At 49.5% G+C, this 17,402-nt stretch carries 12 protein-coding genes; 9 read left to right on the forward strand and 3 right to left on the reverse strand.

Translation table 11 applies throughout. The features are described from left to right. Positions 1-21 precede the first annotated feature (21 nt). Positions 22-2,214, reverse strand: a complete 2,193-nt coding sequence (locus SK35_RS05150) for a putative bifunctional diguanylate cyclase/phosphodiesterase (RefSeq protein ID WP_048215669.1) — start codon at positions 2,212-2,214, stop codon at positions 22-24. A 610-nt stretch (positions 2,215-2,824) separates the two neighbouring features. Here SK35_RS05150 and SK35_RS05155 point away from each other — a divergent pair. Genes SK35_RS05155 through SK35_RS05195 form a run of 9 tightly spaced genes read left to right on the forward strand, consistent with a single transcriptional unit; the run spans position 2,825 to position 14,744 of the window. Continuing rightward, positions 2,825-5,035, forward strand: a complete 2,211-nt coding sequence (locus SK35_RS05155) for a sensor domain-containing phosphodiesterase (protein WP_048215670.1) — start codon at positions 2,825-2,827, stop codon at positions 5,033-5,035. Positions 5,036-5,081: 46 nt separating this feature from the next. Continuing rightward, on the forward strand, positions 5,082-7,172 hold the full coding sequence (locus SK35_RS05160; RefSeq protein WP_048215671.1) for a methyl-accepting chemotaxis protein: 2,091 nt from the start codon (positions 5,082-5,084) through the stop codon (positions 7,170-7,172). Continuing rightward, a complete protein-coding gene (locus SK35_RS05165) occupies positions 7,169-8,236 on the forward strand; it encodes a chemotaxis protein CheB (protein ID WP_048215672.1) in 1,068 nt (355 codons plus the stop codon). The genes SK35_RS05160 and SK35_RS05165 overlap by 4 nt, the downstream gene beginning before the upstream one ends. Further along, positions 8,233-9,645, forward strand: coding sequence for a CheR family methyltransferase (locus SK35_RS05170; protein WP_032944776.1), 1,413 nt, complete (start codon positions 8,233-8,235; stop codon positions 9,643-9,645). The genes SK35_RS05165 and SK35_RS05170 overlap by 4 nt, the downstream gene beginning before the upstream one ends. A gap of 11 nt (positions 9,646-9,656) precedes the next feature. Next, positions 9,657-11,789 carry a hybrid sensor histidine kinase/response regulator gene (locus tag SK35_RS05175; RefSeq protein ID WP_048215673.1) on the forward strand — a complete coding sequence of 711 codons (2,133 nt, stop codon included), beginning with the start codon at positions 9,657-9,659 and terminating at the stop codon, positions 11,787-11,789. 22 nt (positions 11,790-11,811) lie between these two features. After that, positions 11,812-12,171, forward strand: coding sequence for a response regulator (locus SK35_RS05180; RefSeq protein WP_008785648.1), 360 nt, complete (start codon positions 11,812-11,814; stop codon positions 12,169-12,171). A 17-nt stretch (positions 12,172-12,188) separates the two neighbouring features. Further along, positions 12,189-13,865, forward strand: a complete 1,677-nt coding sequence (locus SK35_RS05185; protein ID WP_048215674.1) for a diguanylate cyclase — start codon at positions 12,189-12,191, stop codon at positions 13,863-13,865. An 11-nt stretch (positions 13,866-13,876) separates the two neighbouring features. Then, positions 13,877-14,401, forward strand: coding sequence for a chemotaxis protein CheW (locus tag SK35_RS05190; RefSeq protein ID WP_032944769.1), 525 nt, complete (start codon positions 13,877-13,879; stop codon positions 14,399-14,401). Next, a complete protein-coding gene (locus SK35_RS05195) occupies positions 14,385-14,744 on the forward strand; it encodes a hypothetical protein (protein WP_003825861.1) in 360 nt (119 codons plus the stop codon). The genes SK35_RS05190 and SK35_RS05195 overlap by 17 nt, the downstream gene beginning before the upstream one ends. A 59-nt stretch (positions 14,745-14,803) precedes the next feature. Here the strand turns inward: SK35_RS05195 and SK35_RS05200 are convergent, their stop codons facing one another. Both SK35_RS05200 and SK35_RS05205 read right to left on the reverse strand, forming a co-directional pair. Beyond that, on the reverse strand, positions 14,804-16,426 hold the full coding sequence (locus SK35_RS05200; RefSeq protein ID WP_048215675.1) for a serine hydrolase: 1,623 nt from the start codon (positions 16,424-16,426) through the stop codon (positions 14,804-14,806). A gap of 94 nt (positions 16,427-16,520) precedes the next feature. After that, positions 16,521-17,243 carry an isochorismatase family cysteine hydrolase gene (locus SK35_RS05205; protein ID WP_082193812.1) on the reverse strand — a complete coding sequence of 241 codons (723 nt, stop codon included), beginning with the start codon at positions 17,241-17,243 and terminating at the stop codon, positions 16,521-16,523. Between the last annotated feature and the right edge of the window lie 159 nt (positions 17,244-17,402).

Consider the following 17,402-nt stretch of genomic DNA (forward strand, 5'->3'; position numbering starts at 1 on the left):
CGCTTTACCGGGCGAAAGAAGTCAGACATTGCACAGTCCTTCTTCAATGGCCTCTTTAGTAAATGCGGAAAGCACTTCACGCTCGCGCAGCGGATAGCTAAAGAAATAGCCCTGAACATTCTGGCACTCAATGTCGCGCAGAATGTCGCGTTGCTGCGCGGTTTCTACCCCTTCAGCGGTGACCGACATATTGTACTTATGGGCAAACTGAATCAGCATCACAATCAAATACTGACTGGCATTATCCTGCTGCAGTTTATCGACCAGCGTGCGCGCTATCTTGATGCGAGTGAAAGGATAGATCAGCAGATAATCCAGTGCCGCGTAGCCGGTGCCTAAATCATCCATCGCAATTTCAATGCCCAGAGAGCGGATCTCTTGCAGCACGGGTAAGGCAATCGACTTATCCAGCTTTTCGGATTCGGTAATTTCTATTTCAAGACGTTCGGCTGAAAGTTGACTGATGCGTAACGCATCTTTGATCACGTCAACCAGTCCTGGGCTGTGCAGCTGGTAGGCCGATATATTGACGGCTACCCTGATACGTTCCGGCCATTTGGCAGCGGCTTCACAGGACTGACGAATAATCCATTCGCCCAAACGCACGATCAGACCGGAGTTCTCGGCAATGTTGATAAAATAATCAGGGTAAATCAGTCCTTTAGTTGGATGATTCCAGCGGATCAGTGATTCGTAGCCATACACGCTTTCATCTTCCAGATTGATGATTGGCTGGTAATGAAGTTCGAACTCCTTGTTATCAATACCATCGATAATTTCCTGATTAATAAACAGGCTGTGAGTTTGCATCATCACCATGCCGTCTTCGAAGAAATGGAAGCAACCCCGGCCGTGATGTTTAGACGCGTACATGGCAAGGTCGGCATTAATCATGAGCGTAGAGCTATTATTGCCCTGCCTGGGCGCGGTGGTAATACCGATGCTGCAGCTGATGGAAAAAGTATGCGTGCTCCAGGTAAATGGGGTGCTCAGCGCGCGGATGATTCGCTTCGCCAGGCGATGTGCTTCTTTGATGGCGTTGTCATCGACATGTTGCAAAATGGCGAATTCATCACCGCCCAGACGCGCCACGATATCGTTGGGTCCCAGCAAGAGCTGCAGGCGCTGGGCAACGCTGATTAACAGTTCATCGCCCGCTTTATGGCCAAAGGTGTCGTTCACCGGCTTGAAGTTGTCGAGGTCAATCAACAGCAGGTTGAACGCTCTGTCCTCCTGATGAAGTTCACTGACGCGCTTATCTAAAGCCAGACCAAACGATACGCGGTTGGGCAATCCGGTCAGCGAATCATGATGGGCCATATGCTCCATCTTTTGCGACATTTCATGCATACGTTGCAGATAGCCGCGTTCTTTCATGGCGACGCGCAATTTTTCAATCGCCCCGGCCAGATGTCCAATCTCATCGTCCTGATCGAGATAGGGCGTTATACAGTCCGTCTCTTCATGGGCGATGCGGGTAAGGGAGTTAATTAGCAGCGGAACCGGACGGAATAAACGGCGCATAAATATCGTGACCAGCGCCAGCGTTACCAGCAAAATCAGGACAAAAATGATACTGCTCTTTTTCAGCATCGCATCGTAGGTGGCGTACAGATCGCTTTTTTTACCGATGCTGCTTATCAGGCTACCGAGGATCTCACCTGAAGGCGTCAGAATAGGGACGGCGCTGATAAAGCACTCTTCGCCATTAATCTGGGCGAAGCCAACATAGTAGTTACCCAGCACATCGCGCGGCAGACGACCGGGGAAAGAGATGATCCCATCACCCTCTTCTGACTTGTTGTTGATGCCAACAAACCCTTTCTCCGGCGTATACAGAAACAACCATGTAGGGCTATGGGTCTGTACTGAAGCCAGTGCCAGAACGTCAACCGGGTTATAACCGGTTTGCATAATAGAGTCGGTGTCACCAATCTGTCTGTCGGAGACAATGCGGGATATCTGCCCTGCATCGCTGGTTTCGACCGAAACGGTGGTATACACGTTGCGGATGATGTAGGTCATAATCTGTGCATTCGCCTCAGCCCGTTGCACCCACTGCTGATAAGAAAAGTTATCTATCAGGCTCCAGTTGGTAAACGCGCCAGCACTAAACGCAATAACGATACCCGCCAGCAAGAATTGCGTTATTTTGCCAGTGATTGAATGTTGCCACCCTTTTATTGCTTTAAGGGAAAACAGAGACTTTGCCACGGATTATGTTAATTCCTGAAAAGATTATTCGGTGCTAAAATTAATTTCTGTTATTACTTGATGGAATATTATTGTTGCAAATAAGTAGATGAAAGATGTGAAACGTAATGACGTAACAAATAACTAACATTGAACCATGGTGAGTAATGACAAAAATAACGGTATGCGAATATAGATAACGCAGCTCTTTTCGTCAATAGGCAAAAGTGTACATAAAAATACATTTTCTGAATGCCCCTTTCAGGATATTAATGTTGACATTCATGGCGCCTGAGAAGGTTTTTTATACGTACTGGTTGGAGGTGTTGGGAAACTGACAAAGGCTTTTTTGTTTTTTAATAAACATCAATGAATTAGCTGTTTTTCTGACAAGCGTTTTAGTGATTTCATCCCCGCCGGATGTCCATTTTTGTCTATAAATGGGTATTTATTTCCTTATTTGATATGAATAATATGCTCTCTTCATTATAGAACCTTATTTTATTTTCTCAGTGCGCGGTCAATGTTGACAATTTTGCTATGGTTCATCGGCTGACCCAAAAGGATTTGTTTGTGACATTCGAGTCTGGATTAAAGTCCTATTGGTATAGTGCATAGCGGATAAATTGATTTGGACGCAATAATAAATTCAAACACGATAAAAAACATTCGGGAATGGTGCCTGCCACTTGTCTTACCTGGCCTTTTTTACCCGCTGGCACAATATCTTAACGGTTATAGCATTCTCAATAATACTATTTTAACAGTTTACGATCTCAAGCTAGCCGTATTTTCTGCCGCATTGGTCTTGTTTGGTTTTCGGGTGTTGCCGGGATTTCTTCTGTTCCTGACGGTCATGTTTGTGGTCGGTCCGCAAAATGAACGGGTAGATGCGTTGTGCCTGATCATCGCGTCGACCTTAAGTTATGCCGCGTACCGCAAATTCACCGGCAGACGCAGCTGCGTTAGCTTTGGTCGCATCAAAATTAGCTTTAATCGTCTGCTCTGGCTTTGTGGCTACAACGTCCTGCTGTATCTGGTGTTCAGCAAACTCTTTGCAATGTTTGTCGCCCACGGACAACGCCCCGATGTGGATAACATTCCGGCGTTGAGTCTGGGCATGCTGGTACGTATTCAGGGGATCATCAACGGTTGCCTGACGGGGATCCCTTTATTTTACAAGATTTACCGCATCATTCGTCGACCGTCTTTCCTGCTGACCTTTCTGCGGGCCATTGCCGAACAGTGTAAAGGCAATGTTGGCGTCTACGGCGTTATATCCTGGTGCATCTTGCTGTTTTTTCTGATGTTCTTCTTAACATCACCGGATAATTTGGATGTTTTTTTCTCTATCTATAGCCTGATCCTGTTATTTCCGTTGATGCTGTGGGGAGCAATCAAGATTGGCCACTTGTTCACAATGCTGGTGTGGACGATCGTATTAATCATCTTAGGCAAACATAACGACAGCTATATCGCCAGCAATGTTAACTTCATGCTGCATCAGGCGCTGGTTTCGACGTTGATCTTTGTCTTTTCACTCACCATTGTGATCATGGGGGTACTGGCAAAATTTACCCGTCAGCGTTTTAACCAAGCGCTGCTGCTGGGGCTGACTGACCCGATGACAGGCATGGCAAATTTACGGGCGCTGAAGACGGAGCTATTTACCACTGAACGTGCGACCGTATGTCTGATACAGATCCCCGAGCTGGAGCTTTTTTCGCGTCGCTATGGTTTTCATTTCCGCGCCCGCTACCAGAAGATCCTTGCTGAGCATTTGCGCAGACATCTGGTGAAAAGCGAGAAAGTCTATTACCACGCGGGTTATGATCTGCTCATCCGGCTGGAAAATGGCACCTGGGAGCGGCTATGCGATCTGTATCAGGCCGCCAACAGTTTTCGTCTCTTTTACAACAACCATCGGTTGGGTTTTCGCAGTGGTTTGGGCTATTGCCTGATTAACGATCTGAGTGATGATATTTATCAGCTGGTGGGGAAACTGGGCATGGTGGCGGGTTTATCTCTCACCAACGGCAGGCCGGAAAACCTTGAGGCGCAGCATAGCCGGATCCTTGGCAACCACATTGTTGATAAAACGGAAATTCGCACTGCGCTGCAAAATGCGCTGGATAACAATGCGTTTGTCCTGATGGCACAGCCAATAGTCAGTACCCACGGTGAAGCGCCGTATCATGAAATATTGATCCGTATGCTTAACGAACGGGGAGAATTTATTCCACCGAACAGTTTCCTGCCGGTTGCTCATGATGCGGGGCTGGCACCGGATATCGATCTCTGGGTTATCGAAAACACCCTCAAATTTATGCGTAGCCACCCGCAGCGTTGTTTTTCTATTAACCTGGCACCAGTAACGGTGTGTCGTTCAAATATTGTTACGAAGATCACCCAACTCCTGCACGACTACGCGGTGGAGCCACAGCGGATTATTTTTGAAATAACGGAAGCAGATACGTTATCAGACAAAGAACAAACCGTGGAAACGCTACGTTTAATACGTCAGCTGGGATGTCGGGTGGCAATTGATGACTTTGGCACCGGGTTTGCGAGTCATGCGCGCTTGATGAATATCGAAGCAGATATCCTGAAAATAGATGGCTCTTTTATTCGACGGATCACCGAAAGTGAAATTAGTTACTACATCGTTGAGTCATTCTGCCGCGTTGCTGAAATGAAAAAAATGCAGGTGGTCGCTGAATTTGTCGAGAACGCCACTATTCAGGCCTGTCTGGAAAAAATGAATGTGGGCTGGTTACAGGGATATCACATTGGCAAACCTACGCCGCTGTTCACACTCGAATCACAGGGCGCTAGCTCCTGATGACCAAAAAAAAGAGTAATTTCTTCTCAGGTAGAGAATAAAAATCATGAGTGACATTATTAAAGTAAAAAATCGAACGGCGAATACCACCAGTGAGGGACCGCGCGCTCGACTATTGTCCTGGCTGCACAACATCCATCCCGGTGTGGCGATGAAGCTCGGTATGATTTTGGTTGTTTGTATCGCAACGTTGCTGATTGGCGCCTCTTTTATATTATCGTCTTATCTTTCCAGAGAATTGCAGGTCAATGCGCTGGAGATGATTAAAACCAACACGCGGATATTCCACAACAGTATTTCTAACGAGTTTCAGCGCGTGACTCGCGATGCGGAACATTACAGCAATGTTTATATTAATAATTATCAAAACGTTGCCAATAAACCGCTGCGTTATATGGACTCTACTGAATTAAAAACGGTGCTGAGCAACCCAAATACTAACTCACATTTCACCGAGTTAACCAGCGTATTTGCCAGTACGTTTATTCTGCAAGGCGAGCAATTTGTGCGTGTCAGCAGTACGTTACTGGCGAGTTCAGGCAATACGGCAACAGCAACAGCGCTAGGGCATGATAATCCGGCATTGCCGCTGCTTTTGAAAAATAAACCTTTTTCCGGTGTGGTCACACTGTTCGGTAAACAGTTTATTAGTCACTACGAACCGATTGCCGACAAATATGGTCAGGTCGTGGGGGCCGTCGCGGTGGGTTTCGACGTCAAACAGAGTTTGCAACCAATCATTCAGCGTTTGTTGAATGTGCATATTGGTAAAGATGGCTACGCCTATGTGCTGGATGCCGGATTTGAACCAGGTCGTATGCTGGTCCATCCCTCGTTGAGCAACCAGCAGGCAATTAATATTACCGATGCTAATGGTTTTAAGCTGTTTGCCGACATGCTCGAACACAAGAATGGCATCACTTACTACAACTGGGTGAGCGGTTATGGCGCATTGCCGAAGACCAAAGTTGCCGTTTATGAATACGTTGAAGGGATTAACTGGATAATCGCCACCACCAACTATGTTGATGATGTCGCCAAGAGCAGCAATCTGGTGCGTAACGGTCTGCTGCTGTTCACCGCGCTGCTGCTGCCCATCATTTTACTGCTGATTGCTGTGGCCAGCCGTTTCCTGATTTCCCGGCGCTTAAACCGTGTCCTGGGGATTGCACAAACCATTGCCGAAGGCGACTTAACGGTGGATGTTCAGGTTGATCACCACGATGAGATCGGCGAACTGCTGAGTGCGGTGGAGATGATGCGTCAGCGTCTGCACTCGTTGGTAGGCGGTATGGTTTCTCATGCAAATTCGGTACATCAGGCATCTTTGCATATTACCGAAGCGGTCGATGGGCAGGCATCAACCAGCGTGGAAACCTCATCTTCAGTAGCTGAAATTACCTCCACCATGGAAGAGCTGTCTGCCTCATCGACACAGATAGCCGAACACTCACGGGCGGTTGTGGATATTGCCAACCAGACGCTCGAGGATTGCAATAAAGGCTCCGAGTCGATGTCGCAATTGCTGATGCGTATGACGGATATTGATACCGACAATCAGCAAAACATGCGTGAAATCATGATGCTCGGTAGTAAGTCGACGGAAATCAGTCGCGTGATGGTGATCATTAACAGCGTCGCGGATCAGACGAAACTTATCGCCTTTAACGCAGCGCTCGAAGCTGCCAGCGCCGGGGAAGCCGGTAAGCGTTTCTCGGTTGTGGCGGCTGAAATCCGCCGTCTGGCGGATTCGGTGACGGAATCGACGGTTGAAATTGAAAATAAGATCAGCGAGATCCAAAACGCGATTAATCGTCTGGTGCTGAACGCGGAAAAAGGCGGCGAGAGCATTAAAGCGGGCGCAATAGCCTGTAAAGTCAGTGCCGAGCATCTGAACGATATCGTTGTTACGGCCGAGCAAACCTCTACGGCTGCGCTGCAAATATCGCTTTCAACACAGCAACAGAAAACGGCGAGTAATCAGGTGGTCATGGCGCTGCGTGAGATAGTTGTTGCCAGTAACTATACCTCGCAATCTATCAAAGACATTCTGGTTGTCAGTCAGGATATGACACAACTGTCGAAAGCGCTGAAAGAGGCTTCGTCCTCATTCACACTGACGGAAACAGATGCATGAATAGCAGCAACATTCGGGTGCTGATCCTCGACCTGGGCAGCGCATCGCGTAATGAGCTGGTCAGGCAACTGGAGGATCACCCGCACATTAAGGTGGTAGGGCAAGCAGCCCATCGCAGGCAGGCGATCCGACTGTTGCAACAGCTGATGCCTGACCTGCTGATTCTGACGCTGGATATTTCGGGCGCCGATAACGTCGAAATCGTGGAAACGATCATGGCAACCAGCGCAATCCCGATCCTTGTCATGAGATTTTGTCCAGAGAATCAATGGGATGATGACTACATTTCCCGTGGTGCGTTGGCGGTGTTGCACCATAGCAGTGATTCACCACTCTCAACGGATGCTTTGCATCGTAAAGTAGAATTATTGGTCGGTGTGAAAGTCATTCGACATATCAAGGGATTACGCTATCCAGGCGAACCGGTAATCCCCACTGCACGACCGATGATAGACGTTGTAAAAACGCCACAGGACTGGCCTTTTGTGCTGGCGATTGCCTGCTCGACGGGCGGGCCGCAGGCGCTCAGTAAACTGTTACAGAAGCTGCCCGGTACGTTCCCGTGCCCGGTACTTATTGCCCAACATATTGCCGATGGCTTCGCGAAAAATATGGTGCATTGGCTGGATAGCGTGACCGATCTGAAGGTGCGACTGGCGCAGGAGGACGATCGGGTGGAAGCGGGGTATGTGTATATATTGCCGCCGGAGCAGCACCTGATCGTCAAAAGCAACCAGCGTTTAGCGGCGATCCCAAGACAGGAAAGCGACGTTTACCATCCCAGTTGCAACCTGTTGCTGGAGTCGGTGGCTGAGGTGTTTCGCGAAAAAGCCGTCGGACTGATTATGACCGGCATGGGCAGCGATGGCTGCCGCGGCATTGAGCTTATTGTCCGCCGTGGCGGAACAACGCTGGCGCAGGACGAAGAAAGTTCGGTGGTATTCGGTATGAATAAGAACGCGATCGACAAGCAACTGATACACCGCACGATCCCCCTGGATGGTCTTGCTGCGGTACTGCTTTCGATGGCTTGCCACGGGCATGTTGAGAGTAAATTGCCATGATCCCTAATCTTCCTGATTACGCTCGCCTGATCAAAGAACGGGTCGGTTTGCACTTCGATAACGCCATGGAAGCATTGCTGAAAACGGCGCTGGGTCGGCGAATGGCCGAGCGAAAAATCAATGATTACTATGAATACTATGAACAACTGCGTAGCTCGCAGAATGAGTTTGATAGTTTCATCACGCTGATTACGATTAACGAAACCTATTTTTTCCGTGAAAGCGATACGCTGGATTTAATCTGCGATAAATGGATCCCGCGTCTGTTGCAACAGCGCAGCGGCCCGGTGCGTATTCTGAGTGCCGGATGCTCTTCCGGAGAGGAAGCCTACTCGTTGGCGATCAAGCTGCATGAGAAATACCTCGGCGGGATGGCCCAGCGCATCGAAATTTACGGCTGTGATATTGACCCGGCAATCCTGGCAAAAGCCCGCAACGCCTGCTATTCAAGCTACTCGTTTCGCGGCGTCGACCCGAGTATTCAGCAACGCTACTTTACCCGCTCGGGAAACCTCTACCGGCTGCATGATGAGATCCGTGAGAAGGTCTCCTTCCATCGCACCAACATTATAAAAGAACAGTTACTGCCGGAAGTGGACATCATTTTGCTGCGCAATGTGTCCATCTATTTTGATACGCCAACGCGTCGCGAGCTGCACGGTAATTTGCTGAAGATGTTGCAACCACAGGGAGCCTTATTTTTTGGCAATGCGGAAACGCTGGCTAACAATTTCGACATTCTGAAGCTGGAGCAGGAAGAGGGGATTTTCTATTTTTGCCACCATCGTGAAGCGGCAAGGGTTGTGCCTGTCCCCAGAGTTGCGGTGCGCATTCCGCAGTCGAGAGCGGTGGTTGAACAGGTTCCTCTGGTGCCCACGGCGCAGCAGAGTAATGACTGGCTGAAGAAAGCACGCGCCAGCCTGGATGAAAAATGTTTTTCTGAAGCTGAAAAGTGTATCGCCTGTGTGTTACGTGACGATCCCCGTAATCAGGATGCGCTTTTGATCCAGGGCGTTATTGCCCTCGAGCAGCGTGAATTTTCTCAAACAGCCGGAAACGCACAGCAGATCCTCGCCCAGGATGAGTGGTCGGCAGAGGCCAAAATGCTGCTCGGCCTGGCGATGATGTGGCAACACCAGACCCAGCAGGCCATCGCCTGGTTCAAGCAGGTGGTTTATCAGGAACCCGGCTACTGGCCTGCGCACTATTATCTGGCTGAAATGTACCGGCAAAGCGAGTTATACCAGCCTGCTCAACGGACTTATCGTGTGGTGATGCAGTTACTGAACGACGAGATAAACAATCCGTCATCGGTTTGTCGTCTGCGTTTGCCAATGGTATTTCCTGGCAATACGTTTCGTTTCCTGTGTGAACATCAACTGGCGCAATTCGCCCATCAAAGTGGCTAATAAGAGCGATTATGGCTATCGATCTGAAAAAATTCGTTCTGCGCTTTATTGATGAAGGGAGAGGTCATTTGCAGACGATCAGCGAAGGGGCGTTTCTCCTCTCCGCTGATGAACATACCGACGCCTGGATAGGTGAGATGTTTCGCGCTGCGCATACCCTGAAAGGGGGCGCGCGGATGCTGAAGCTGCAAAGTATTGCCGATGTCACGCATCATCTTGAAGATGTATTGAGTGAACTACGTGATAACAAACTGACGCCGGACAGGGCGCTGGGCAATCTAATCCATGAGTCTGTGGAATATCTTTCTGGTCAGCTTACCCAGCTTTTTGTCAGCGAAGGGGATAATCAGTTGCCACCGGCGGATGCCGGGCTGTGCGAACGTCTTGCCCGCGCCAGTCGGGGAGAGGATATCACGCTGGCTGTTGAAACTGCCGGGGCAACAGAAAAACCGGTAGTCCCTGCGCCCGCGACGCTAGCCAGTATAGATTCCGGTATTAAGCAGGCTGATTTCGTTCGGGTAAAACTGAACAAGCTCGATGGCCTGATCGACATTCTGGGGGAGGTGCTCGCCGGACATGATCGCCTGGAACAGCAGATACAAAACCTGAGTCAACTGGTACCACGGTTACCGGGATTAAGCGCTGAACAGCTTCGCCAGCAGATCCATGACTTTAGCGCCCAGCTAAAAGAAAGCGTTCAGCTCCAGCATTTGCAGATGTTTGAACTATACGATGTGGCGGCGCGGATCCGTATGCTGCCACTTTCAACGTTGTTTGAACCCATTTCGCTGCAGGTCAGCGAACTGGCTTCCACACTGAACAAGCAGGTGGTGTGCCGCTTTGTTGGCGGAGAAGTGGAAATCGACCGCCAGCTCATTGATCGGCTTTCGGAGTCGCTGACTCATCTACTGCGTAATGCCGTCGATCACGGGATTGGTGAGATCGACGAACGTCTGGCGCTCGGTAAATCCACTCGCGGCACGATTACCATAACCACCCAGCAGGACGGCAGCGGGATACTACTGCGTATCGAAGATGATGGCCGTGGTCTGAACTATGAGGCCATCAGCGCGAAGGCGGTCAGTAAAGGTCTTGTTCCTGCTTCAATGGCCGGGCAGCTCTCCGAGCAGGAATGTAATGAGCTGATTTTTCATCCCGGCTTTTCGACCAGCAAGATAGTCTCCGAGCTTTCTGGTCGCGGCGTTGGTCTTGATGTGGTGCGCAAAACGGTGGTGACTGACCTGCAAGGCGATTTGCAGGTTTATAGCCGTCCGGGAGTCGGAACCAGCTTTAACCTGCGGTTGCCTGTTTCGTTAACCATGATGCGGATTCTGCAATTTGAAGAGCAGGGGCACCTGTTTGGACTGGCTGCGCAGTATGTGGTTGAGGTGGTGGAATGCACGCCACAGGGGATCAGCGATATCGCCGGACGTCCTGCCATTATCTTACATAACGAGTTTATCCCAGTGGTTTGCGTAGGCAGCTTGCTGGGCATTCATGAACGCCAGAGCAGCTTTTCAACGCCTGGACAGCGATTAATCGTGGTACAGAACCAGTACAGCAAAATGGCGCTGCAGGTGGATAAGCTGCTCGATGAACGCAAGATGATGATCAAACCGTTACCGAAACATATGCAACAGCAGTCGCTGGTCTCCGGGATGGTACAAACACCGGATAACCAACTGGTCAGCATCCTGCACGTTCCCGCGCTGATGGCGATGGCGCAACAATCACGGCAAACCAGCACACCAGCGCCCGCCACGAGCGTAACGCAGGATGCCTGGCATGTGCTGGTGGTTGATGACTCACTGAATACCCGTGAGATAGAAAAGAACGTGCTGGAAGCGCACGGCTATCAGGTGACTCTGGCAGAAGACGGGCTGTCGGGGCTGCAAAAAGCGAAGCTGACCCAGTTTGATGCCGTACTGACGGATGTCGAAATGCCGTTTATGGATGGTTTCACCTTCACCAAATCGTTGCGTGGGGAGAAAAACTACCAGCATACGCCAATCATCATCGTGACGTCCCGCGCGAAGGAAGAAGACCGGCGACGGGGGATTCAGGTGGGTGCGGATGCCTACATCGCCAAGGGCGATTTCGAGCAGGACAGTTTGATAAAAACATTAAAAATGCTTTTGTGCTGATGGAGCAAAATCGAGAGAGAAAATGCGAATTTTATTAGTTGATGATGATCTTTTTGCGGCTGAACTGGCATCCATATTTTTGCAAATGGACGGCTACGATGTGGTGATTGTGGAAAGCGCGATTTCCGCCCTGGCGTGCCTGGACTCGGATAACAACATCGACCTGGTGATTAGCGATCTGCATATGCCAGAGATCAGTGGTTTGGATTTGCTGGCGCTGTTACGCGCTCAGGATTGGGCTAAGCCTTTTATTTTACTAAGTGCCAATGAAGTAACGGGCAGCGACGCTCTGTACGACCGTTGGGTGAAAAAAGATGAAAACCTCGCGGAAAATCTGGGGGCTGCTGTCAATGCGCTACTGCAACCATCTGCGATTAACTGAATAAGCCTACGTGTTTGATGAAACAAGAAAATAAGCATATAGCGATGGCGGCAGCGCAGGAAAAAATAGCGCGTTTGCGGCAGGGGTTTCTACGCCGAATTCCCGACATGCTGGCACAAGCGGAAAGATTACTCGTTCAACTGGTCGCAGAGCCTAGCGAAGCCTGTCGCAAACAGCTACATATCCTGCTGCACAGTATTCACGGTTCGGCAGGGTCCTTTGGCTTTAGCCCGCTGGCGAATGCCTCAGCAGAAGGTGAGCGTTTACTAATAGAGCCGGAAACAGAGCAAAGCACATTGCATTACGATGAGCTGCGACGAATCATCAGGTGGTTGTACACCCTGACCCAGGAGCAGCTCAATCTTGAACATCGTATCAGCGATACGGAGTTCACATTACCGATCACCGAGCAGCGCCCGGAAGAGGGATATGTTCGGCGGGCCAGTAAGCCTATCTACCTGTGTGATGATGATATTGACCAGGTCGAGCTGCTCGCGACCCAACTGCGCTGTTTTGGTTTTACCTGCCATGTGTTCGCGAACACGCAGGATTTCACTCAGGCCGTATTGTCGCAACCGCCCGCCGTGGTGATTATGGATGTTAGCTTTCCGGACAACGCCTACGGTGGACCGCTGGCAATGTCGGATTTGAAACAAAAAGTGGGCAAACCTTTCCCTGTGCTGTTCCTCTCGTGTCATAGCGATTTCAATGCCCGCGTCAACGCCATCAAATCTGGCTGCGATGGCTACTACGTAAAACCTGCGTCTATCACCGATTTAGTCCAGGAACTTCATCGCCTGACTCAACCGTCGCTGAAAAAGCCTTACCAGGTATTGTTGATTGATGACGAACCCGCGGTGGCGGAATACAACGCGGAGATGCTGCGCATGGCGGGCATGGAAGTGCATGTGCTGGAAAAACCTCACTATCTACTGCATGTACTGAATGCGCAGCCGATCGATCTGGTGTTGATGGATTATCACATGCCGGAGTTCAGCGGTGAGGAACTGACAAAACTGATTCGCCAAATACCGCAGCATATTGGCCTGCCTATCGCCTATCTCTCCAGCGAGACCAACAAGCATGCGCAGTTAGGAGCAATGAGCATCGGCGCGGAGGATTTTATCCTCAAACAGAGCGACCCGGAGGAGCTGATCCGCGCTGTATCGATCCGCGCGGAAAGAATGCGCGTCCTGCGTGCCCGCATGTCGCAGGACAGTCTGAGCGGGTTATATAACCACTCAACGACCACCCATTTTCTCAAAAGCGCGATTGCCGAGTCGAACTACAGCGGCAACCCATTTTGTATGGTAATGGTGGACCTGGATCGCTTCAAAAGCGTTAACGATACCTACGGTCATGCGGTCGGTGACCAGGTAATTGTCGGTATTTCGCAGTTGTTCTCCCATCGATTACGCAGCACCGATATCGTTGGCCGTTACGGTGGTGAAGAGTTTGTCATCATTATGCCCAATACCAGCAGTGACAAGGCTGCTCGCGTGGTCGAACGATTGCGCAGGGATTACGAGCAGGTCACGTTTTCCGTTAGCGACGCCAGTTTTCACAGTACCTTCAGCGCGGGCATTGCCCAGTGGCAGTTTGGCGATCGGATTGAAACGCTGCGCGAGCGTGCCGATCAGGCGCTGTATGCCGCGAAGCAAAATGGCCGTAACACTTTCTGCATTGCCGAGTAAAAGGAGTCAATATGAGCCAACAGCTGGAGCAGATTCTTGCGCTGAACCATGGTGAAAAGCCGGAGTGTGAAAACGTTGATGAACCCCAGCGTACGCTGGTGTTATTTCAACTGGCGGGTAAAAATTTTGCCTTCTATGGGGCGCAAATTAAAGAGATCCTTGCTGAGCGCCCGATCTCCTGGGTTCCCTGTTGCGCGCCAATGCTTGAAGGGGTCATCAACTATCGTGGACGGGTGGAATCGGTAATGAGACTGGACAGCCTGATCGATAAACCTACCGTCAATTCGGCAGGTAAGCGCACTATTTTGATTGGATGCGCCGAGAAAATGCAAAGTGGGATCCTGATAGATAAACTGATTGATGTGTTGGAAGTCGCCGAAAGCCAGATTCATTTGCCAGGAGATTCGTTGCCCCCGGCGTTACAAAGCATCGCTGTGGGGGTGGTTAACGTGATGGAAACCTGGTACACGCTGCTCGATCTGAATCTGGTCTTTGAGCGTTATCAGGAGACCAGCGGTTATGACGGCTCCCACTAATCTGGCGGCGGTACGTATTACTTTGGGAGCGCTAACGTTGTATATACCGGCAAACCAGGTTGGTGTGTGTTCGTTAGTGACTCAGGTTGTGCCTGAAATCCCCCGATTTAGCCAATGGCTGGGGATTGCTGATGAGCCGCAGGAGGGATGGCATTTGCATTTACGCGTCCCGGACAGTGGCGTTGAAACCGGCTGGTACCTATGGGGACAACTTGAGAATGTGATGCTCTCCGGCGACATTATTTTTGCCGTACCTCCGCTTCTGGCGCGTAACTGTCATCTGCCTGCGCTTCGTGCCCTGGTGGGCCGCGAGGCGTTTAGCCCGCTATTAAGCTGGCGCTGACACGCTGCGGGAGCTTTAACGGTCCCGCAGCATGAGAAGACTGGGAGTGCTATATCCCGTTACTGGATATAAGCATCAACAGCCCGACTGACCAGCTTAGTCATAAAGTTGTCAATCTTATCAATGGTCTGCTTGTCCTGAAGATCATAGGTTTTTGCTACGTCATCCAGGTTTTCATAACCGACCCAAACTCGCCCGATCTTATCCTGCCATACGGAGACACGTAACGGCAGATCCAGCGCGACACCCTGTTTATCCTGCATCAGTTTTGTGCCGACTTTAGGGTTACCAAATACCAGGACTTTCGTTGGCCTCAGGTTCATTCCCGCGCCCTCGGCATTTTTCTCGTGATCAATTTCAGTGAATACCGGAACGCCTTCGCTTTTCAGAATGGCTTTCAGTCGGGAGACCGTCTCATCGACAGAGAATTTACTTTCCTGGTTTTTGATCTTCTCTGAATTTAACCCAGAACCCAGCCCGATTTTATAGGCTTCAGCGATATCACGAGCCACCTGAGTCATGTCTACGCCTTCTTTATTGGTCAGCATTGTCACGCAAACCAGTTCATCACCGGCGGTAAAGCGGCTCAGATAGGCACTAAAGCCACCTGTGGTTCCTTTGATTTCCAGAAAACCAGGATGGCGGGTAAATTCCCAGCCGGCCATGGCAGGCACGACTTTGCCATTTTTCAGTTTTGCCGGGCTATAGATAATGTCGCGTAGCTTTTTGTCTTTAACCAGCGTGCTGCCGGCAAGACCGATATCCCACTTACTGATGTCTTCCGCTGACGACCACAGACCACCGTAGGCGAACAGATTATCAGTGGCGATCGCGCTGACAGGCGCCAGTTTGTCACCCGCTGCGACGTAACCTGTTGCAGGCTCAACAGGGTTGATCCAGTCAATTTCTGACTTAAATTTCGAATGCTGATTATGTTGCTTATCAGGCGTCGGGCGATCAAGGAATGCTTTCGTTGGCATGTCTTTTGCAAACATGGTGCTTTGCAGACCTAACGGCGCAATTTGGTATTTGTTGACGAAGTCTACGTAACTCATTCCGCTGACTTTCTCGATAGCCATTCCTAACAGGATAAAGTCAGTTGCGCTGGAGTTGATGTCCGTGCCATTTTTAAATTCGAGCGGTTTATCTTTAACAAGATCAACCAGCTGCGCAGGTGTATATTTTTGCTCTTGTTTATAGCCGAAAGATCTGAAATCAGGGATCCCGGATGAGTGCTGCATTAATTCCAGAATCGTAATGTTATGCCAGCTTTCCGGCAGGCCAGGCAAATAAACACTCACAGGAGTATTAAGATCCAATTTACCTTGCTCTACCAGTTGCATTACTGCGACTGCAGTAAAAGCTTGCGTGATAGGGCCAATTCCCCACATGGTTTTGGTGGAAGCAAGCTCATCATTGGCTGCCGTTGCCAGACCGTATCCCGCTGAGCGCGGAATATAAGGCGCCTGAACAATCGCCATGGATAAACCCGGCAGATTATTTTTCGCCATTACCTCGGCAATGATCTGATCGATATATTTGCCGTTGACCTTTAATTGTGGATCACCACGGTTAACTAAGTAAGTAGTCTCATTTGTATTGGCAGCGGCCAACACCTGAGTAGCTGAAACTGACATGGAAAGTAAAATACATGCCGAAATAACCTTTAACTTAAGATTCATGGAAAAGCTCCGCGCTTAATGAAATTTATTTTGATGGCTAATGGATGAGCGATGTTGTACATACAATTACCCTCGGTAACCGTACTCATAGCTATTACTTAGCTGCTGCCTTTACCTTTTCAACCGTGGTGTCGGTGTCCCATAAATCATTGGCAATGATGCGGTAGTTGGTTAGAGCGGCGAGATAACCGTCACCTTCCGGAATGCGCGGACCCGCTGTCGCATCTTTAACGACGACAACTTCAAAACCTTGCTCAATCAATTCACGCATATGGGATTCAATACACAGATTGGCAGCCATACCGGCGAGAATGACCTGTGAGACACCGCGTTTTCTTAATTGCAGTACCAGGTCGTTGGTTTCTGGTCCGAAAATCTTATGCGGTGAGGCAATGACCGTTTCGCCATCATAAATATATGGCTTAAACTGCGGTAAAAAATCTGCGCCGGAATTTTCAAAATTCTCCATCGTCAGTGGACCTTTACGATTGAACATTCCAGTGCCGTGCATAAATGTTTCTCCCGGTGCGGTAGATTGCCATTTATGGTCGTGCGGAAAGTAATAATGTGGAGAAATAAAAACAGGCATTTGTGATTCTTTTGCCATTTTGAACAACGTCTCGAGATTTTCTACAGTATTATTTTCAATGATGCTGTTTTTAAAAACCTCCCAGCCAATACCCTGAGGACTTAAAAAATCGTTCTGTGGATCGACTACCACCAACGCAGCTTCCTTATTATTAAGTGTTATACCTTTGCGTGGTAAGCCATAGGCCTCTGGTTCAGAATAGATTTCAGACATGCTCATCTTGCTCATAAAATTTACCTGTATTTTTATCTAATGTGATAGTGACTATCTGATTATTAAATAGCGCTGGTAAATATGGCATGGTTTCAGAACGGGGCATTTGTTCAGGACGCTGGGAATATTGTCATTACGTATTCTAATAACGATAGCGGGCATATCACTGCCCAC

Origin of the sequence: Citrobacter sp. MGH105 (assembly GCF_001037485.2) — a bacterium.
Taxonomy (GTDB): Bacteria; Pseudomonadota; Gammaproteobacteria; order Enterobacterales; family Enterobacteriaceae; genus Citrobacter; species Citrobacter portucalensis.